Annotated in this window: 21 protein-coding genes and 1 tRNA gene; 16 read left to right on the top strand and 6 right to left on the bottom strand. The window is 38.6% G+C overall.

The annotated features are described in order from the left end of the window. The coding region (locus VF06_RS10390; protein WP_497804226.1) for a photosynthetic reaction center family protein at positions 1-457 on the bottom strand (457 nt) is incomplete at its 3' end. 245 nt (positions 458-702) lie between these two features. On the opposite strand from VF06_RS10390, the gene VF06_RS40580 reads away from it, so the two are divergent. The 5 genes from VF06_RS40580 to VF06_RS10410 all read left to right on the top strand — a co-directional run bounded on the left by VF06_RS40580 (position 703) and on the right by VF06_RS10410 (position 3,014). Continuing rightward, complete coding sequence (locus VF06_RS40580; protein WP_180267333.1) at positions 703-855, top strand: hypothetical protein; 153 nt, start codon at positions 703-705, stop codon at positions 853-855. Between the two features lie 30 nt (positions 856-885). Beyond that, the gene (locus VF06_RS10395; protein WP_073645675.1) at positions 886-1,158 is read left to right on the top strand and encodes a UPF0367 protein family; all 273 of its coding nucleotides are present in this window, start codon (positions 886-888) and stop codon (positions 1,156-1,158) included. A gap of 13 nt (positions 1,159-1,171) precedes the next feature. Next, positions 1,172-1,849, top strand: a complete 678-nt coding sequence (locus VF06_RS10400; RefSeq protein ID WP_099069641.1) for an ABC transporter ATP-binding protein — start codon at positions 1,172-1,174, stop codon at positions 1,847-1,849. 398 nt (positions 1,850-2,247) lie between these two features. Continuing rightward, positions 2,248-2,799: an NYN domain-containing protein gene (locus VF06_RS10405; RefSeq protein WP_099069640.1), complete on the top strand. Its 552-nt coding sequence runs from the start codon at positions 2,248-2,250 to the stop codon at positions 2,797-2,799. Between the two features lie 143 nt (positions 2,800-2,942). Next, positions 2,943-3,014, top strand: a tRNA-Asn gene (locus VF06_RS10410). Between the two features lie 208 nt (positions 3,015-3,222). On the opposite strand, the gene VF06_RS10415 is transcribed toward VF06_RS10410, so the two are convergent. Then, a complete protein-coding gene (locus VF06_RS10415; RefSeq protein ID WP_099069646.1) occupies positions 3,223-4,407 on the bottom strand; it encodes an RNA-guided endonuclease InsQ/TnpB family protein in 1,185 nt (394 codons plus the stop codon). Between the two features lie 180 nt (positions 4,408-4,587). Then, the gene (locus tag VF06_RS10420; protein ID WP_099069639.1) at positions 4,588-5,436 is read right to left on the bottom strand and encodes a lysophospholipid acyltransferase family protein; all 849 of its coding nucleotides are present in this window, start codon (positions 5,434-5,436) and stop codon (positions 4,588-4,590) included. A gap of 234 nt (positions 5,437-5,670) precedes the next feature. Here VF06_RS10420 and VF06_RS10425 point away from each other — a divergent pair, with 234 nt between their 5' ends. Both VF06_RS10425 and VF06_RS10430 read left to right on the top strand, forming a co-directional pair. Further along, the gene (locus VF06_RS10425; protein ID WP_099069638.1) at positions 5,671-6,771 is read left to right on the top strand and encodes a D-alanine--D-alanine ligase family protein; all 1,101 of its coding nucleotides are present in this window, start codon (positions 5,671-5,673) and stop codon (positions 6,769-6,771) included. Between the two features lie 202 nt (positions 6,772-6,973). After that, complete coding sequence (locus tag VF06_RS10430) at positions 6,974-7,627, top strand: hypothetical protein (protein ID WP_257208121.1); 654 nt, start codon at positions 6,974-6,976, stop codon at positions 7,625-7,627. Between the two features lie 813 nt (positions 7,628-8,440). On the opposite strand, the gene VF06_RS10435 is transcribed toward VF06_RS10430, so the two are convergent. From VF06_RS10435 to VF06_RS10445, 3 genes are all read right to left on the bottom strand, one after another. After that, positions 8,441-9,376 carry an alpha/beta fold hydrolase gene (locus VF06_RS10435; RefSeq protein ID WP_099069637.1) on the bottom strand — a complete coding sequence of 312 codons (936 nt, stop codon included), beginning with the start codon at positions 9,374-9,376 and terminating at the stop codon, positions 8,441-8,443. A 250-nt stretch (positions 9,377-9,626) separates the two neighbouring features. Then, entirely contained in the window at positions 9,627-10,133 is a 507-nt protein-coding gene (locus VF06_RS10440; RefSeq protein WP_099069636.1) for a DUF4112 domain-containing protein, read from the bottom strand. A 99-nt stretch (positions 10,134-10,232) separates the two neighbouring features. Then, positions 10,233-11,132, bottom strand: coding sequence for a YihY/virulence factor BrkB family protein (locus tag VF06_RS10445; protein WP_099069644.1), 900 nt, complete (start codon positions 11,130-11,132; stop codon positions 10,233-10,235). A gap of 794 nt (positions 11,133-11,926) precedes the next feature. On the opposite strand from VF06_RS10445, the gene VF06_RS10450 reads away from it, so the two are divergent. The 9 genes from VF06_RS10450 (at position 11,927) to VF06_RS10495 (ending at position 20,336) form a co-directional block, all read left to right on the top strand. Then, positions 11,927-12,169 carry a CTB family bacteriocin gene (locus tag VF06_RS10450; protein WP_099069635.1) on the top strand — a complete coding sequence of 81 codons (243 nt, stop codon included), beginning with the start codon at positions 11,927-11,929 and terminating at the stop codon, positions 12,167-12,169. Between the two features lie 341 nt (positions 12,170-12,510). After that, the gene (locus tag VF06_RS10455) at positions 12,511-12,753 is read left to right on the top strand and encodes a CTB family bacteriocin (RefSeq protein WP_244917972.1); all 243 of its coding nucleotides are present in this window, start codon (positions 12,511-12,513) and stop codon (positions 12,751-12,753) included. A gap of 184 nt (positions 12,754-12,937) precedes the next feature. Beyond that, complete coding sequence (locus VF06_RS10460) at positions 12,938-13,180, top strand: CTB family bacteriocin (protein WP_099069634.1); 243 nt, start codon at positions 12,938-12,940, stop codon at positions 13,178-13,180. 173 nt (positions 13,181-13,353) lie between these two features. Then, positions 13,354-13,605 carry a CTB family bacteriocin gene (locus tag VF06_RS10465; protein ID WP_099069633.1) on the top strand — a complete coding sequence of 84 codons (252 nt, stop codon included), beginning with the start codon at positions 13,354-13,356 and terminating at the stop codon, positions 13,603-13,605. Between the two features lie 240 nt (positions 13,606-13,845). After that, entirely contained in the window at positions 13,846-14,097 is a 252-nt protein-coding gene (locus tag VF06_RS10470) for a CTB family bacteriocin (RefSeq protein ID WP_099069632.1), read from the top strand. 329 nt (positions 14,098-14,426) lie between these two features. Further along, complete coding sequence (locus VF06_RS10475; protein ID WP_099069631.1) at positions 14,427-16,577, top strand: peptidase domain-containing ABC transporter; 2,151 nt, start codon at positions 14,427-14,429, stop codon at positions 16,575-16,577. 327 nt (positions 16,578-16,904) lie between these two features. Then, complete coding sequence (locus tag VF06_RS10485; RefSeq protein WP_099069629.1) at positions 16,905-18,287, top strand: HlyD family secretion protein; 1,383 nt, start codon at positions 16,905-16,907, stop codon at positions 18,285-18,287. A gap of 629 nt (positions 18,288-18,916) precedes the next feature. Beyond that, on the top strand, positions 18,917-19,576 hold the full coding sequence (locus VF06_RS10490; protein ID WP_099069628.1) for a hypothetical protein: 660 nt from the start codon (positions 18,917-18,919) through the stop codon (positions 19,574-19,576). Positions 19,577-19,658: 82 nt separating this feature from the next. Continuing rightward, positions 19,659-20,336 carry a response regulator transcription factor gene (locus VF06_RS10495; RefSeq protein ID WP_099069627.1) on the top strand — a complete coding sequence of 226 codons (678 nt, stop codon included), beginning with the start codon at positions 19,659-19,661 and terminating at the stop codon, positions 20,334-20,336. Positions 20,337-20,368 lie beyond the last annotated feature (32 nt).

Below are 20,368 nucleotides of genomic sequence, written 5' to 3' on the forward strand. Positions count from 1 at the left end.
ATACCGCGATGGGAGCTGAAAATGCTAAGGCGTTGTAGGGACGAATTCCTACTAGCCGAGCAATTTCAAATTGGCGCAACATGAAGCCAATCAAACCAAAAGCTCCGTGCAACGCTACAAATGGCCACAACCCACCCAATTGGAACCAACGGGTAAGGTCGCCTTGGGCTTCTGGGCCCCACAACAGCAATAGTGAATGCCCTAAGCTGTCTGCTGGGGTGGATACTGCCACTGTCAAGAAGTTACAGCCTTCCAAGTACGACGAGGCTAAACCGTGGGTGTACCAAGAGGTGACGAAGGTTGTGCCTGTTAGCCAACCGCCTAGTGCTAGGTACGCACAGGGGAACAGTAGTAACCCTGACCAACCTACGAATACAAAGCGATCGCGCTTGAGCCAGTCGTCTACTACGTCAAACCACCCTCTTGTACTTGGGGCGCGTCCAACTGCGATGGTCATTGAGCAAATCTCCAAATGTTATAAGTACAGGTTGTATCTGTATTATAGATAGCTATTCAGGAGCTTCTCTACAATGCAGAAAGTTAACCGAGTTGTTAACTTAGTTTACAATTTTTTACTAACCTTTAATCATATTAAGTGCAAATCTCTAATTTTTCTAGATCTTTTGTCATAAAATTTAACTATTGATAGATATTACGGAGTGGAGAATAGGGCATAGGGCATAGGGCATAGGGGATGGGGAGATGGGGAGATGGGGAGACAAGGGAGATAGGGAGGTAGGGGAGACAAGGGAGATGGGGAGATGGGGAGATGGGGAGAAGAGTTTTTTCCCCTTTACCCTTTCCCCTTTACCCTTTCCCCTTTCCCCAAGAATCTGTCAGTGGACGTTAAAATAAGTGCTACAGTTAAATTTTGATTAATGCTAAATGTTTACCATCGACTTAAGCATCAGAAACACTGCTTTTCCGATCTCGGTACAACGTAAATCAGCCGAGGATGCTGAAGCTGTCTATCAGCTAATTTTGGCAGCTATGCGTTCTGGCAATCCTGACATAGTGGAGCTGAAGTGCGAGGGCAAAACAGAGAAGAAAATTGCTGTTCGTGCTAGTGAGATTTCTGGAGTGCAGATTGTTCAGAAAGATGGTGTAACCACTGCTAGTGGTAGACCACCTGGCTTTTTTGCTCTCGCTGCTGAATAAACAGGGTTGACAAATGTCTCAACTGGGCATCGAGGTCAAGGATTTAAACTTCAGTTGGCCTAATGGAGAGAAAGTAATCAAGTCTTGCTCTTTAGAAGTTCCTAAGGGTGAGTTTTGGATGCTTTTGGGTACAAACGGCAGTGGTAAATCAACTTTACTGAGGCTGGTGGCGGGGTTGTTATCTCCGAACTCTGGTGAAATTGGGGTTTTGCAACCTATTGGCTTTGTCTTCCAAAATCCCGATCATCAACTGGTGATGCCAACAGTTGGTGCTGATGTGGCTTTTGGATTGGTGGAAGAAAAGTTGCCCCCCGCTGCTGTGAGAGTCAGGGTTGAAGAAGCGTTGGGGGCGGTAAATTTGCTGACTTTACAACGACGCCCAATATATGCACTTTCTGGAGGGCAAAAGCAGCGAGTCGCCATTGCTGGAGCCATCGCCCGCCGCTGTGAAGTCTTACTATTAGATGAACCCACTGCTTTGTTAGATCCTGATAGCCAGCTGGATTTAGTTGCTGGTGTTCGCCGTCTCGTCAAAAGTCGAGGGATCACGGCTTTATGGGTAACCCATCGATTAGATGAGCTAAATTATTGTGACGGTGCTTTTTTATTGGAAAAAGGTTCTGTTGTTGATAAGGGTGAAGCCCAACGCCTTAAGCAACGTCTGATGCAAATACACAGTGAAGCGTCTTGATTAAGATTGGGAGTGTTGACTGGTGACTGGTGACTGGTTATAGGGCAAAGGGCAAAGGGCAAAGGGTATTGGGCATTGGGCATTGGGAAAAAAGTCCAGTGGCGGGGGGCAGAGGGGAAAAAACTCTTCTTTGCTGCCTCCCTATATCCCCTACCTCCCCATCTCCCCTATCTCCCCATCTCCCTTGTCTCCCTTTTCTCCAAACTCTCCAATCCCTTTTTATAAAACGCGCCTTTTAAACAAAGGCGCGTTTTATGTTCTTACCTCTGTCTTAAGGTCAGTTTTATAAAGCTTGGGTGTTTTTTGTTTGATGTAACATTATGTTACATACAATGCATCAATTATTATAAAAATTATGAATGAATTTTGCTAACTCTAGAAAATTGTGATTAAAAACCATGCCCCGTTCATTACTCCAAGCCGTTTTGTTAGTGGACGGCTACAATATAATAGGCGCTTGGCCTTGCTTAAAAAAAACCCGTGATAGCGTTGGACTGGAGGCTGCACGTAACGAACTTGTGGAAGCAATGACTGGTTACAGTGCGTTTCAAGGTTATGCCACTCAAATAATTTTTGATGCCCAATATCAAAATAGCTCTAGTAATAAAGAAATTATTACAGAGCTTTTATCTGTTCACTACACTGATTTTGGGCAAACAGCAGACACTTATATAGAAAAATCTTGTGCGTCTTTTCGCCACCAAATAGCTCAATCTTTAATTTCTCGTGTGATTGTCGCCACATCAGATCGAGCGCAGCAGTTGATGGTGCAGGGGTACGGGGCTGAATGGTTATCTGCACAACAACTCTGTGGTGAGGTGGAAGCTACGGTTTGTCGGATGCGACAAAAGTATCATACACGCAAACAATCTAAGAGTAGATTTTTAGCCAATGCCATCGATGCCAAAGCGCGCCAGCGTCTGGCTGAATTACGAATGGGGCTACAGTAGATATTAGTTCGAGAAGTCTTAGCTTAGCTTCTAGAGTAGGTTTTGCCTGCAAAATTCTTTAATAAAGCATCTCCTCAAAAAAAGTTAGCTAAAGTACTTGCCAAATTTGATTGATTAGGTTTAAGATTATAAATCGTGAGCGTTCCTCAGTAGCTCAGCGGTAGAGCGATCGACTGTTAATCGATTGGTCACTGGTTCGAATCCAGTCTGGGGAGTTGAAAAAATAATAGGTAATAAATTCTAACAGCAAACCAATTCTTGAGTTGTAGTCTTGGATTGATGGATTCGTATATCCATACATAGTGTGATAACTATTACTGGGAGGATCTCAATTTTAAAAAATTGGATGCTCCCAAAGGTTTTGCTATTAAGGCTGTGGTCTTATTGACACTCCCCGTCCTAAAGGAGCGGGGATTCTGTAATCTACCTCGTTACTTGCTCTAATAGGCTTTCACCTAAAAGAGTAGCGGCAACGAGTCCTACAGCGTTACTTCGGGATTGCCCATCCCTAGCAAGTCTAGCAAGATTTAAAATGTTAATTGCTGCGTTTTCATCCCTATGCAAATTACACCCACAACTACAAACATGGGTACGAGTTGATAGGGATTTTTTCACAGTTGTGCCACAATTTGAACATTTTTGTGATGTGTAATGTGGAGCCACAGCAATAGCTACCTTACCAAATAACCCGGCAAAATACTCAATCCACTGCCTAAACAAATACCAGCTAGCGTCAGCAATTGACTTAGCCAAACAATGGTTTCTCAGTAAATTACGCACTTGCAGGTTTTCATAGGCTACTAAGTCGTTAGACTTGCACACGTTACGCGCTATTTCAAGAGCGTGTTCATTCCGTTGCCTACTTATTCTCAAGTGCTTTCTAGCAAATATAGCTCTAGCTTTTTTACGTCCTGATGAACCTTTTTTCTTTTTGTAAATGCGTCTTTGAGCGTGTTTAACAGATTTTTCAACCTGTCTCAAAAACTTTGGATTAGATTCTTGATGTCCGTTGGAGTCAGTGTAAAAGCTCTCAATTCCAACGTCTAAACCGATTTCATTACCTGTCAATGGTTGAATGTCTGAAACCTCAACATTAATGCACAATTGACAGTAATACCCATCAGCACGACGCACCAATCTAACACGTTTAATTGATTTTACTGGGTAAGTTTGAATATCCCACTTGCCCAGCAGTTTTAACTCGCCTATACCTTTTTTATCAGTAATGGTTATTCGGCGTTTGGTTGGGTTTAGCTTCCAGCCTGATGTTTTGTACTCAACAGAGCGATTGTCATGCTGAAATCTTGGATATCCTTTTTTACCTGATACATTCTTTTTGCAATTTTCGTAAAACCTTGATATTGCTAACCATGCTCTTTCGGCTGATGATTGTACTGCCATTGAGTTTAAGTTAGCCACAAATTTAAACTCGTTGCGTAGTTCTGTTGAATATTTATTCAAAGCAAACCTATCAATTTTTACCTCTCTTGGTGCATCCATCCAATACCTCAAACATTTATTTCTAATGAATTGGGTAGTTTTAATGGCTTCATCAATGGCTAAATATTGAAGTTTTTTAGCTTTAACTTTGTACTCTAGAACTAGCAACTTTATCACCCCCTTGTTGTTTATAATAACGATATATTGAACAACAGCGTGATTGAAAACATGACTGAGGCGTAAACGCCTTAAAGCGGCTTTCATCCCTTGCCTAAAGTACGGAATACGGCGCTGTGCGCCTGTTCTTCAAGGGTTTTCAGCCTGCATTTTTATAAATTTTCCAAGTCTCTATAACTGAGTAGAGAGTTTTATTAAATTGTCTAACTCTTGCTGCATCTGACTAACAACTAATTCATAACATTCGTTGACATAGTGGCGATCGCAAGCTGCTTGCCGACCATACCGTTCAAATACAATGGCTGGACAAACCCGCGTGTATAATTTTACAGGAAAGGGAATGTTAGGCAAGGGGCCAATTGCTAATCCCCAAGGTAACCCTAGATAAATGGGAAAAACTTCCGGGTCAATTCCCAGCAGCCAAGGCATTCCCCATTCATGGAGTTGCTGCACAATTTTGTAGCAGTCAGCAAGCACAATCAGGGTATCGTGGGCACCCCAAGAAATCACAGGTACAATTGGCACATTTTCCCGCAAGGCTAACTTGATAAATCCCTGGCGTCCAGAAAAATAAATTTTGTTACGCAAATGATGAGGTCGAAAAACATCTTCTGCTCCCCCTGGGTACACTAGCACACTAGCTCCAGAGCGCAAGGCAGCGTAAGCCATTTTGGGATGAGCCATAATTGCTCCAGCCTTGGCAACCAATTGGGCTAATGGGGGGCTAACTTCCCAGGCTTTGGGATGCATTAAACCATAAACTGGTCTTTCGACACCAAAGCGTCGGAACCAGTCGTACATCATCATTGTCATATCTGGAGCTGCCAGTCCTCCATTATGCGAACCGACAAACAAGACTTTTTCTTCAGGTCGAATATTTTCCCAGCCACTAGTTTGAACTCGGAAATAGTATTGATAGAAAAAGCCAAATAGAGGCATCAGAGATTCAATGAACTTTGGATCTCGCTCATCCAACGACCAACCGAGTTTTTTGTTGAAAAGATGTTGCTTTTTTGACATTTATGCATTTTAACAGTACTGGTAAAGATGAAATCATCTTTTACCGTGGCAGCAAAACTCCAAAATTTTCGCCGCTTGAAAAGTAAATTAAACAACGTAGCGAATTTTGTAGCTACCGATCTATTTTCTCAGCGATCGCCACATTAGTCTTACCCACCAAAAGTTAAGGAAAAATATGGCAACTTTTGTTGGTTGTGATACGCTATCTGCTTGAGGAGTTTCGAGGTACTGAAAATGACTAAGCTGCGGGTGGGGTTATTATTTGGCGGTCGTTCAGGAGAGCATGAAGTTTCGATCAACTCAGCACGGGCGATCGCTAAAGCCTTGAGTGCAGAGCAAAATACTAGTAAGTACGAAATATTGCCTTTTTACATCCAAAAAGATGGACGCACTCTGGCGGGGGAAGCACCCCAAAAGGTTTTAGGAAGCGGTATCCCGCTATTGGAATCCCAAGAATCAAGTTCTGGAGGACATCTGATATCCAACCCTCAAACCCAAACTCTCAACCAATGGCAATCACCCTCTCAAGTTGCGGAAGTGGATGTTTGGTTTCCCATTCTCCACGGCCCCAACGGTGAAGACGGGACAATTCAAGGGTTACTCACCTTGATGCAAGTGCCTTTTGTGGGTTCTGGGGTGTTAGGTTCGGCCATGGGGATGGATAAAATTGCCATGAAAATGGCGTTTGAGCAGGCAGGACTACCGCAGGTGAAATACAAAGCCATAACTAGAGGGCAAGTTTGGTCTAATCCTTGTGTTTTTCCGAAATTATGTGATGAAATTGAGGCAACATTGGGTTACCCTGCTTTTGTCAAGCCTGCTAATTTAGGTTCATCGGTAGGTATTGCCAAAGTGCGATCGCGCCCTGAATTAGAAGCTGCTTTAGATAATGCCGCTAGTTATGACCGACGAATAATTGTAGAAGCTGGTGTGGTGGCAAGGGAAGTGGAATGTGCCGTTTTAGGTAATGACCAACCCCAAGCCTCTGTCGTTGGAGAGATTACATACGACAGCGATTTTTACGATTATGAAACAAAATATACTGATGGTAAAGCAGATTTACTGATACCAGCACGGATTCCAGATGCCATAACCCGTCAAATTCAAGACATGTCCTTGCAAGCTTTTGCAGCTGTTGATGCCGCAGGTTTGGCCAGGGTAGATTTTTTCTACGTGGAAGCGACACAAGAAGTTTTAATTAACGAAATCAACACCTTACCAGGCTTCACTGCAACTAGTATGTATCCTCAACTGTGGGCACATAGTGGAGTTCCTTTTCCGGAATTAGTAGATCGATTAATTCAACTGGCCGTTGAAAGACATTCTCCGAACTGACCACAAAAATCAGCAAACAAATTTCCAGATTGTTCCAGAAAAAAGTAGCAGTCAATACAGAATTTAGGCAAAAGTTCGTTGCATTTGGTAACCTTTGTTTTACAAAAAAGTTACTCAAATCTGAACTTTTGTTACGGATACCTGATGTTTAACTCCTCCAGTACAATTTATTCACTAGAGGGGTACAAATCTGAAAGTAATCATGGAAAAGAGTCAGAGTGTACAGCACGAGCCAACCCAACTAATAGGGGCCACTCCAGAGCTGACAAACAGGAAATCGAAATTAAGAAAAAGCTCAAATGGTCTGATATATTTGGTTGCACATCATCCTTGGCTATTGTTAACTGGGTCTTTAGCTATGTTTCTGGGAAGTGGGGCCTTTGCCTTGTATAGCTTAACTAATCCTGGGCAGGTAACATCAGAAGAAACAGAGGAAATTCCTCCAGTCATCGTAGAACAACCGATATATTCGCCTTCTGAGAATACTAATCCTACACCTTTATGGATGGTGGTTGCGATCGCCCTCAGTTGTGGTAGTGGTTGCTGGATTATTTTCCGAATGCTTAACCAAAAAGCACAACCACAAAAAGCCACAAAACAGGTCGAACGTCATCATGCACGCATAGCAGAAGCCCGCAACACAAGATTGGAACCGCGCCTTCCCAAAAACCAGCCAATTTTTGTGCCCCAGCCACAACTAATGCCTGTGATGCAGACAGTACCTAAAACAAAGCATTTAGTGACAGTTCTACCACCAGAACACAGACACCACTTGAGTACGCGCAAAGAATCGTTGGCAGACTTGATGGATCTTCGTAAAGATAGCTCGTTGTCTGCGATTTTACGCCAGTATTAAAATACTGTAAGGTAAAAACCCGTCGAATTAATATTTTTTGTTAATTAAGGTGACTAAGATTCCTGATTTCTTTGAGAAGTCAGGAATCTTATTTTTTAGGCTATGGCAATTCTCATTCTGGGGGGATGGGGAATAGAAATTTGGAAATTAGGTTTTGTTTTATAAATGCAAATTGGTATCAGCAGTTGTGAAAAATAAATTATCTAGTTAAGAAAGGGAACAAGGAGCAGCAAAGGCATACAACGATTTCAGTCGTTGTTCTGACCTTCCAAGAGGGAATGTGTGAATTTGGCATTGGTATTATTTAGTAGTTTCACCTTTTTTAAAAAGTTAAAAACCTGCCAAAATGGCAACCGAATTGAAATTAAGCAAGCTAAATTATAGTAGATAAACGACTTCAAGGGTGTTGTTATCAGGGACTACCAAGCAAGCAAATGTTTTGGCAAAAAACATTATTTCTTAAGAGGTTAATACAGAAAAAGCTGTTTCAAATAATTACGATAAAAGGATTTTTTGAGTAGAAAAATATCAATAATTAAGTTTGACATTTGCTACAACAGGAATATTTAGTGTATATGGGCGTTGTTCTTGAAGTACACATTAGCCCCCAAATCGCAAGGAACGTTTGTATACATTCCTGTTCACTTCAGTAGCAAATGATAGAGTGGGAGTTGGAAAGCTAATTGATATGCTTCCTCCCACTCTCTTTTTATGGAGAAGTTTTAGTTTGTTAACTGTTGACTGTTGATGGTTAACAGCCAACGTGTTTAAGGGGGAGGATGAACAATTGAAAATTCAAATATTTTCAATTTTTTAGAGAAATGCAGTATCTTGTAAAAATTTCAGAATTGCTGCATTCAGTACCTCAGAAGCACCAGTTGAGGCATCATGACGGCAGTTAGATAAAATTTGAAATTTGGAATTAGAGATATGCTGATGTAATTTTGCACCATGACTAGCAGGAAACCAACTATCTTGCTCACCCCACAAAACTAGTGTAGGACACTGAATTTTAGGCAAATTATTTTGAATTTTAGTGAGCATATTTGGTTTATTTGCTTGGGAATTCTCTATTTCGCGGGCTGCTATTTGTAACTCTTCGGCAACTTTAGCAATGGTGCCAGGTAGTTCAATAAACGGATAAGTTATCCAATAGATATCTTCCTGTGTCAGAATTGAAGGATCGAATAGTACTGCACGTCTTTCCATGGCCATTATTTCTCGAAATAACGGTGCAAACAGATACGCCAGACGCAATGAGTCTATTGTTTGCATGATTTCGAGAGGTGTTTGGGCGAGTAACCACATAGCCCAATGGGGTAAACCTTCGGTAAAGATAGGTACGTTTACTACTATCAATCGCCCAATTAATTGGGGATGTTCTTGAGCTAGAGCAAGGGCAATTAATCCGCCGAGAGATTCAGCTACAATCACTGCTGGTTCATCACATAATGCCTGAATAATTCTTTGAAATTCAATAACTTGATGACCGTTTTGTTCTCTACGAGACAATGGTTTTTCTGAAAAACCAAAACCTTTGGCATCAAAACAAATTACTCTGAAATATTTAGATAATGGAGCTATCATATAGCGCCAATTGTAGCTCCAACTGCCCATACCATGTAAGAGAATGAGCGGTTTGCCTTTACCTTTTTCGCCATATGCAATTTGTACAGGATACCCATGAGTATCAGTAATAACTAAATTTTGCCGCCCTTTAGGAAAAGTGGCTTGCCACCAATCTTTCATTCCTGGATATATCAATAATTTAAGGTGAAAAGTGAGAATTCAGAATTCAGGAGTCAGGAGTCAGAATTCAGGAGTCAGGAGTCAGAATTCAGAATTCAGGAGTCAGGAGTCAGGAGTCAGGAGTCAGAATAAATATAAAGTCAAGAGTACTATAGCTTGTGAGTTTTATTAAAATGATTGAGCTTGAGTTTTAAAATCTTCTGAATTCTGAATTCTGAGTTCTGAATTCTGTATTCTGTATTCTATTAATTTAACTACCGGTTAAGGCGTTCCACAATATTCTAATTAGAATGACGGGTAATGCGACTAAGGCAATGGAGATGAGCAACAATCCAATCAAAACGGCAATAATAAACCACTTATCTGCACTTTTTTGCTGGCTGGGAAATTTTAAGTGTTCTTCCAATAGTTTGAGATTGTGATTATTAGCTGTCCAGGCAATATCAAAAAAATCTCCAAAAATTGGAATAGCCCCTACTAAGCCATCAATAATTACGTTTACAACCATTCTGCCTAAGGTGGCTCTAGAGACACCAAGGCGTGCTGCTTCTAAAATAATGTAAGAAGAAAACATCACTCCCAAAAAATCGCCACCAATAGGTAGTAATCCGATAATTGGATCTATACCTATGCCGACTTTAGTTCCGGGAATTGTGATAGCGTTATCCAGCACCCGACTGATTTGACGGAGGCGCTTTAAGGTAGGTGCTTTGGCATCAGGTTCAATCATGGAAGACCGAAAAGAAGAATCAGGCATGAAAGCGATCGCTTATTTATATTCAATCGTTAGACATTTTACTCTTGTCTCGAACTTTTGCAAAAGTTTCTTCCAAGCAAGATTTATTTTTAATATTTTTTAATATTTTTCGGCAGATCTTGACTGTAGTTTGGAACGCATATCTTCCCCAACAATCACGTTCAACTGGTCGCCGATTAACATTACAGCAGCACTCATTGACAGCCAGAGCATCAAAACTATCACAGCTCCAACTGCACCATATACCTTATTATAATTGCCAAAGTTCGCCACATAAAGCCGAAACATAGCAGATAACATAGCCCAAAATATAGCTGCTAAAATCGCTCCGGGCATCATTGGTGTGCCTGAGTTCCAGACACTTGGGCCGTAGCGATAGATAAAGCCAAAAGCGTAAGCAACAATACTTAAAGCTAAAGGCCAGCGTAACAGTTGCCAAATCTCAAACAAAAAGATTAAAGAACCATTTTCGCGTGCTACCATGCCTAAGAGCCAATCGCTGGTAAACACTAAAAAAGAAGCTGACACTAAAAGCAACATTGTACCGATTGTTAATCCCAAAGAAACAAGCTTGGCTTTCCAAAAAGGACGTATTTGTTCTCTGGGAATTTGATGGATTTGGTCGAGGGCTGTCATTGCAGTATTCACCGCGCCAGAAGCAGTCCAAATTGCTAATAAAAAGCTGAGAGAAAATAAACCGCTGTTTTTGGAATTGGTAATTTCTGTGGTAGCAAAATCACGAATTAAAACCAAAGCTTCTTCAGGTAAAACTTGACTTAGTTGTGTGGCCAGTTGTTTAAAAGTGTTTTGTAAAGATTCTGCCAATAAGCCAATAGCTGTGAGCAAAGCAAGAATCGCTGGAAACAACGATAACATGGCGTTGAAAGCAATTTCTGAGGCTAGTCCAAAAAGTCTTGTTTCCATTGTCCTAGCGAAAGTTTTTTTCAATGTGCGCCAATTGAGGTGACGAAAAAAGCGAAGAAAACGAGGCTTAAACATAACTACAGCCATTAACAATTCAAATGATATTGGCACAGGCAAGTAATATCATTAGGACTTACGTACTGAAGCTTGAAACATAAATCTTCCCTAGCCCCTTCTCCAAGGCTACGGCGTACACACAAGTCTTCTAAAGTTGTTCCACAGACTTTCGATTTCCCCAACTGGCATTGATTTGGGGGGCAAAAGTTTTTCAAAGTCCTCCTTTTGAAGGAGGAAAATGACGCATCTACAAGCATTTTGGTTTTGTAGGCACTGCGTGTACGTCGTCCCAAAGGTAGGAACGTGTAAGGAACAGGGATGGTGTGAATCTGAAATCTCAAATTGTTGGATGCAATCAAATAGAAGCTTTGTGTAAGGCGATCGCTAACTTAATGCCATTAAGTATTGTAACTAAAATTGCGACCTTTGTAAGGGAATATTTGATTTAGTAAGGTGATTTTAGTTACAGAAGCGAATTTAACATTAAACGAATAATCAGCAAGAACCAATATCCAACCAACATTAGGGGTGTATTGTTCTGCTACAATCAGCGATTTTTTCAATAATCATCCTCAAGACAGAATCTAAAAATAGAAGTTTTATCTAGGTGTATTTTTCAGACAAAGTATTTGCTTAATCTTGCAACAAATTTTTCTGTGCATGGTAATTAACTCTGCGGAAAATGCAAATGACTCACATAGTTATTCACCGATATTGTATTAAACAAGCGGCAAGTTGAACAGCCAACCAACAGGCAATCAACTAATAGCTAACTCAAATTTCATTGAATCAAAACATTGAGGTTTCTAACTATGTCTAACGTATTGTTTACAGAATTATCCAACGAGCAATTAGAAGTTGTAGCTGGTGGTGTTGATTTCCAACTCGATGCAACTTTTTACGCAGGAAAAGAAAATATTCTCAATGGCGAAGCTAGTTCCGATCCTAATGGTAGCACTGCTAGCTCTAACGGTAGTTCTACAGAGATTGAGACTGCTGGACTAGCTTTCTTAGCTTTAGGTTCTCATGAAATTCCTGAGCTTCCTAAAGTTTAAACAGCAATTTAGTAGCTAAACAAGGTAAGGGACTTGCAAATAAAAAAATAATCAACTACTTCTTGTGGGGTGGAGAGAAGTCTGAGCGCAGGCTTCGGCAGAACTTCGGAGCGCCTCGCCCATCCCAAGCTAAAGACGGACAAGATGTCCATCCCACAAGTAATGGTAATTAATTTGTTGGAAGTCCCTACTTAACTAATACGTGAGTTCGTGGAAAATAGTTTGATGAAACAAGTTAGAGATAAAATCTCTAATACTAAAAAATCAACTTTTTACTTCTTAATCACGAACTGAAGTTAGTAATGTTTCAAGTTTTTCAAATCAAAATTACGAGGTTTTTAATGATGTCTAACGTATTGTTTACAGAATTATCCAACGAGCAATTAGAAGTTGTAGCTGGTGGTATTGATTTCCAACTCGATGCAACTTTTTACGCAGGAAAAGAAAATATTCTCAATGGCGAAGCTAGTTCCGATCCCAATGGTAGCACTGCTAGCTCTAACGGTAGTTCTACAGAGATTGAAACTGCTGGTCTAGCTTTCTTAGCCTTGGGAGCTAATCAACTTCCCGAAATACCAAGATAATCATATTAGGTTAACCAATTAAAAAAGCCAACTGGCTAATACGTGAGTTCGCTGAAAATAGTTTGATGGAAAAAATTAGAGATTTTCACTCTAATACGAATAAATCAAATTCTGACTTTTCAATCACGAACTCACGTTACCAATGATTCAATTTTTCCCAATCACAAATTTGAGGTTTCTGACTATGTCTCAGGTATTGTTTACAGAATTATCTAACGAACAACTAGAAGTTGTAGGAGGTGGTGTTGATTTCCAAATTAATGGAACTTTTTACGCTGCAAAAGAAAACATTCTCAATGGCGAAAGCAAGTCTGGCCCTCATGGTAGTACTGCTAAGTCTAACGGTAGTTCTACACAAATTGAAACTGCTGGTTTAGCTTTCTTAGCCTTGCAAGCTCATCAACTTCCCGCTTTAGAACCACGCTAATATTAGGTTACTCAACTAAAAATGCTAATGAACTAGTATAATACGTGAGTTTGAGTAAAAGAAATTAAACATCTTAATTCTCATAGCAAAAAATTAAATTTCTAGTTCTCAATGACAAACTCACATTATTAATAGTTCAAATTTTTTAAGTCCAAATTACGAGATTTTTAACTATGTCCCAGGTATTGTTCACAGAATTATCTAACGAACAACTAGAAGTTGTAGCCGGTGGTACTGATTTTCAAATCGATGCAAATTTTTATTCAGCAGACCAAAATTTTGTCAGTGGTGAAAGCAGTTCAGATGCCAATCATAGTGATGACTCTTCCAACGGGAATTCTACAGGTATTACAACTGCTGGAATAGCCTTTTTAACCTTGGATGCTGATGAAATTCTTGAGATTTCAAAGCAATATGGTTATTAAGCTAAGCAAGTAAAAGTAGTAATCAACTAATATGTAGTTTAGGAAAAGAATGAAATATAATTCTGACACCTAAACTGATTATATAGCAATCCTATGTACATGCTTTTTTTTGGTTCCCTGTTCTTTATTTTGATGAATAATTTTGCTACTCATTTAGGATTGCTATATTTTTATTACTAATACGAACTCATGTAGACAATTGTCAAAATTCATAGAATTCAAATTACGAGGTTTGCGGCTATGTCTGGTGAATTATTTAGAGATTTATCTGACGAACAACTTGAAGTTGTAGTTGGTGGTGCCGATCTTGCCCTAAATACTACTTTTTATATATCTAGAGAAAATATTTTCAGTGGTAGTAGTTATTCCGGGCCAAATGGTAGCATTGCTAGTTCTTATGGTAGTTCTAAACAGATTGCAACTGCTGGGTTAGCTTTTTTGGCTTTAGATCTAAATGACATTACCGACCTTTCAAAATTTAAATTAAGATAATCTACCGCAAACTTGACTAAAATATCAGCATCGGTGATATGAAATTATCGAAAAACTGGAAAAAAAGTTGATAGAAAATTTTCACATATGACCCATAATAGGATTATATGGGTCATATTTTGTTAGTTTTGATTGCCAAAAAATTCCAGGATTTAGTTAGCAAAAATTAACTCCCAAATAAATTTTAATAATTCCAAAAACATAACAACAGGCTGACGAAATTTCATAGCATTAGTACCACGTTGCTGGAATTCAAAATTGTTCAATTTTCGAGTTTTTAATTTTTTTGCGGTGCGGTACTAGTTGTCATTATGTAGAGTAATTTACCTATGAAATACCAGTTTGTGAAACAGCATAGCAAAGAAGACTGTGGAGCTGCTTGTCTTGCTGCGATCGCTAAATATTATGGACGTACTTTTACTCTCAGCCGCATCCGGGAAGCGGTGGGTACTGGGCAATTTGGAACCACTTTATTGGGGTTGAAACGTGGAGCAGAAACACTTGGATTTAATGCTCGTCCAGTGAAAACTTCACCGGAAGTTCTCAATCGCATGAATGAAGCGCCACTACCAGCAATTATTCACTGGAAAGGCAATCATTGGGTTGTTTTATATGGTAAGAAAGGCAAAAAATGTTTAGTTGCAGATCCAGCCGTAGGTGTGCGTTATCTTTCTCCACAAGAGATAGCAGAAGGCTGGACAGATTGGTTAATACTTTTATTGGAACCCGATCCAATACGCTTTTTTGCTCAAGACGATGATAAAATTGGCGGATTTTGGCGTTTTTTCAAGCGTGTTTGGATTTATCGTGCAATTTTAGCTCAAGTTTTGCCTTTAAATTTAACATTGGGATTGCTATCTTTAGCTTCTCCTTTTTTACTACAAATTCTCACCGATGATGTCTTGGTTCGGGGTGATACAAAATTACTGACTACTGTAGCGATCGCTGTGGTAGTGATGAATGTTGTTTCTCGTAGTCTTTCATTCGTACAATCTAATTTAATCGCTCACTTTGCCCAACGTTTACAATTAAGTTTAGTTCTGGAATTTGGACGGCAAATTTTAAGATTACCCCTCTCTTATTACGAAGCTAGACGTAGCGGTGAAATTGTCAGTCGCCTACGAGATATTAGCCAAATTAATCAGTTAGTTGCCAGCTTAATTATTAGTTTACCAAGTCAATTTTTTATTGCTGTAATTTCTTTTAGTATCATGGTTTTTTACAGCTGGAAACTTACGGTAGTTGCTGTATTTATTGCTATGATGATGAGCGTATCTACCATAGTATTCCAGCCGACTTTGCGACAAAAAACTCGCGAACTTTTAGTTCAAGAAGCTGAAGTACAAGGGGTTTTAGTAGAAACATTTAAAGGCGCTCTCACTCTCAAAACTACCACATCTAGACCACAGTTTTGGGACGAATTTCAAAGTAGATTTTCTCGTCTGGCTAACGTCACATTTAGTACAATTCAAATTGGGATTATCAATAATACCTTTTCTGGCTTAGTTGCGGGGATTGGTGGTGTAATTTTGCTGTGGTTTGGCGGTAATTTAGTGATTAATCCGGCAGAAAACCTTAGTATTGGTCAGCTGTTGGCTTTTAACTCAATGAATGGTAATTTCCTGGGTTTAATTGCTACTTTAATTAGTTTTGTCGAAGAATTTACGCGGGCAAAAACGGCTACACAACGCCTCACAGAAGTTATTGACGCCACTGCTGAAAATGAGGGCGATGAAATCAAGGCTTTTGCTGAAATACGCGGTAATGCAGATATAGTTTGTACAAATATTAACTTTCATTATGCTGGTCGGCTTGACTTAATAGATAACTTTTCTTTAACAATTCCTGGAGGAAAAGTTGTTGCTATTATCGGTAAATCTGGTTGTGGTAAAAGTACTTTAGCCAAATTGATTGCTGGATTATATCCACTGCAATCTGGAAATATTCGTATTGGACTTTATAACATCCAAGACCTTTCTCTTGATTGTCTACGTCAGCAGGTTGTTCTTGTTCCCCAAGAGCCTCATTTTTGGAGCCGTTCGATTGTTGAAAACTTTCGTTTAGGCGCACCACATGTTACATTTGAGCAAATTGTCAGAGCTTGTCAAGTAGCTGAAGCTGATGAATTTATTAATAATTTGCCTGAAAAATATCAAACTATTTTAGGTGAATTTGGTGCAAATCTTTCTGGTGGACAACGTCAAAGATTAGCAATAGCAAGAGCTATTGTTACAGATCCGCCAGTTTTAATTTTAGATGAATCTACAGGTGGACTCGATCCAGTAAGTGAAGCACAAGTTTTAGATAAATTGTTTCAACATCGCCGCGGTAAAACTACGATTTTAATTACTCATCGCCCCAAGGTAGTTAATCGGGCGGATTGGATTGTATTACTAGATCGAGGCAAATTAAAGCTTCAAGGTTCTTTGGAAGATCTGCGAACAAAACCAGGAGACCACATAGATTTTTTAATACCTTGAATCAGAATTCAGAATTCAGAATTCAGGAGTCAGGAGTCAGGAGTCAGGAGTCAGGAGTCAGAATTCAGGAGTCAGAATTCAGGAGTCAGAATTCAGGAGTCAGGAGTCAGGAGTCAGGAGTCAGGAGTCAGGAGTCAGGAGTCAGGAGTCAGGAGTCAGAATTCAGGAGTCAGAATTCCTAATTAAAGTTTTGTTTACTAATAAATCTGAGATTTGGTGTAATAGTGAATTTTTCATCCTTCTTGTCTTAAATCTGGTAATTGTACAAAATTCATTCTGAATTCTGAATTCTGAATTCTGACTACTTATTTAATTATTAGGAGAAATATGCTTTATACCCATAATCAAAAGTTTATTCCATCACTGGAAAAAGATGAATTTCTTCCTCCTATTAGTACTTGGACATCTTTAGCTGGAGTATTACTACTTGGAAGTATTGGTTCTGCGATCGCTCTTTCTTCATGGATTAAATACAATGTCATGGTGGAAACTGCTGCAACTATTCGTCCAATAGGCGATACTAAGCTAGTGCAACCAGAAATGGAGGGAACTATTGAAAGTATTTTTGTGAAAGAAAATCAAATTGTCAAAAAAGGAGAAGTCATTGCCCGTCTGGATACACGACAATTGCAAATCAAAAAAAGTCAGCTGCAAAGCAATATCGAACAAAGTAGAGTACAATCAATTCAAATTGATTCACAAATTGCTATTTTAGATACTCAAATATCAGCTGAAAAAAGATTTATAGAACGCAGTATTTCTTCTGCAAAAGCAGATTTAGAACGCAATCAACGAGAGTATCAAGAACAAAAAATTTCTACTCAAAGCGAACTGTTAGTTTCACAAGCTAATTTACAAAAAGCCAAAGCAAATTTGCAAAAAGCTCAAGCAGATTTAGACTTTGCTCAAATTGATAGCGATCGCTATCAACAATTAGCAGAAATGGGAGCCATTGGAAGGCGGGAATTTGAGCAGAAAAAACTAGTTGTTCAACAGACTAAATTAATAGTAGAATCAGAAAAAATATCAATTGAAATTGCTAAAGCTAAACTGCAATCAGCCGAAGCTGTAGTTAATCCTAGTATGGCCAAAATTGACATCGCCGAAGAACGCATTTCTCAAGAAATTGCTAGAGGTGAAGCAAGTATCGCCACATTAAACAAAGAAAAACAAGCTTTAATGCAGCGGCAAGTGGAAATGCAAAGCCAACTCAAACAATATCAAAAAGAAGTTCAACAAATTGAAACTCAACTGCAAAATAGCATTATTCGCGCTACTAGTGACGGTACAATTCTCAAGCTAAATTTGCGAAACCCTGGTCAAGTTGTGGGTGTTAGCGAATCTATTGCAGAAATTGTTCCTCAGGATGCTGCTTTAGTAATTAAAGCAATGGTTCCCAGCGCAGAAATTCAAAAGGTTGCAGTTAGCCAAAAAGTACAATTGCGAATTGACGCCTGCCCATATCCTGATTATGGTACTCTCGAAGGTGTTGTTACTAGTATTTCTCCAGATGTAATTACACCCATGGATGGGAAAACTAATACTGGTTATTTTGAAGCCATAATTCAACCCCAAACACTTAAGTTTGGCAATGGTAAGCTTAAATGCCAAATTCAATCAGGGATGAATGCAAAAGCTAATATCATCTCCCAAGAAGAGACAGTATTACAATTTATGCTAAGAAAGGCCAGATTAGCCACTGATATTTAAAAAGAAGAATTCAGAATTCAGGAATCACAATCAATTAGTAGAGGATTTTAACTCACTACTAATTATCAAGTCACTCAATTTCAAGAAAGGTGTGGTGTCTATCCGTCTACATTTTTTAACCTGTCAAAATTAACGCCACAGATTAATACCCAGTTTCAGATTTTTGTCTTTAACTCAAGCATATTGCTTTATCAGCTAGTTATACAACATACCCAAGTGAATTCTCGCAAATCAGGTTTTTATTCTCTCTTGTTAAGAAGTAAACAACTAAATCAGTATTCTTAAATACTGAATTTGAAGTCTTGAATTCTGAATTGCGTTTTATCTCTAGTATTTAGCCATCATAGCTGCTTCTCTCTTGTTGATGTGAGGAAAGAGAATTTTGTCTTTTTTAAAGGTAGCAAATACAGTAGATTTCATCTAAAATTTGCTAATAATACGTTGTAAATTTTTGATAAATTATTGTGGTTCTTTTTTGGCAATGATTTTATAAAGATTGGCATTTTTTTCTAAAAAATATGCCGTGGGTTGCATAAAACTTTTTTCTGATGCTACTAAAATAGCTGACATAACAATATTATGTGAGCCGTAATTTGTGTACGAAAATTATACTTTGAATTGTCTACGTTATGTCCCTAGTATGGTTTCTGACATCTTATCAGAGAACTCAACGTTCATTGCAATGGTGGTCTGCTAGACAATCAATGAAACTATTTGTGGAAGCAGAAAAAATTCGGGATGATTTGTTACAGGAATCTTTTACAATACGTCGCAATTTAGATTTATTGGCAGTAGATAATCTGAATTTATCAGATAATAAAATTCAAGAATGCTTAAAGCAAATTGATAGTTTTCATCACTCTTTAGTGCAACTGAGCGATCGCTTATTTCCAGCATCCCTGCAAGACAGTTTTCCATTAGCTATTGAGTACTTATTAGAACCTTGGTTAGTATCTAATCCCCAGTTATATTTTGAAATCGATTTGCCTCTTTATTGGCGGCATGAACCAGCAGAACGTAGCTTAGTTGTATTAACAGCTTTAAATGAGTTACTAACCATAACTTTAACAGAAGTCTTGGCATTAACATCAATTTATATCAATTTAAAGCAACAAAAAACAATTGGCAAATTAATTGTAGAAATCACTTATTCTAATGTATCTACATTCTTTCTTCATTCTACACTACCAGAATTAAACTATCTTTGTGAAAGTTTTCAATTATTAACTTCTGGTAAATGTTTTAGTAAAACTAATAATTTGAGAATTTCTTGGCATTTTTATTGGTAATTATTATATTTGTTCGTATTTTTAGATAAGTAATTAATTATTAGATTTTTTTAATATGTACTTAATCAACAGACTGTGAATTATGAAACAAGAAATGTCCGAAAAGTCGTTGCTGAAAATTTTAGTCATTGATGACCATGAGTCAGTTTTAAGTGGAACAGTAGATATTTTACAAAAACATTACCCTGGTGCTGAAATCGCCACTGCTATAAATGCTAATAATGCTCTCACTAAAGTTAGTACTTTACAATTAGATCTTGTAGTTATGGATCTTTCCATTCCAGAAAATTATGGAATCACAGCGCGACCTGACACCGGTGTTCAATTACTCAGAATTTTAATGAAACATTATCCTAATTTGAATATTCTTGTGCAAACTGCCCATGTCAGAACATTAGTGAGAATTAGACCTGATATTGATAGCCATAAAGGAGGTTTTACAGTCGCTGATAAAAGTCTTTCCACCCAAGAAATGTTAACTAGAGTTGATTGGGCATTACAGGGATTAACTCATACAAAAGATATTAAAGGAATTTATTCGGGATTAGAATTTAAACCAGAGTGGCTGAGAGTATTGACTTTAGCATTTGAAGAAGGATTACAAGACAAAACTATTGCCGAACGAATGTGTATATCTGAACGTATGGTGCGTCATTACTGGAGTAAGTTACAAGATGCTTTAAATGTTTATCCTGATGAAGGAAAAAATATTCGGATTCAAACTGAAATTAGGGCTAGAGAAGAAGGTTTAATTGATTAGCTGTTGATTAAAATTTCAGGGCTTTCTGTCAT

Origin of the sequence: Nostoc linckia z4 (genome assembly GCF_002608075.1) — a bacterium.
GTDB lineage: Bacteria > Cyanobacteriota > Cyanobacteriia > Cyanobacteriales > Nostocaceae > Nostoc > Nostoc linckia.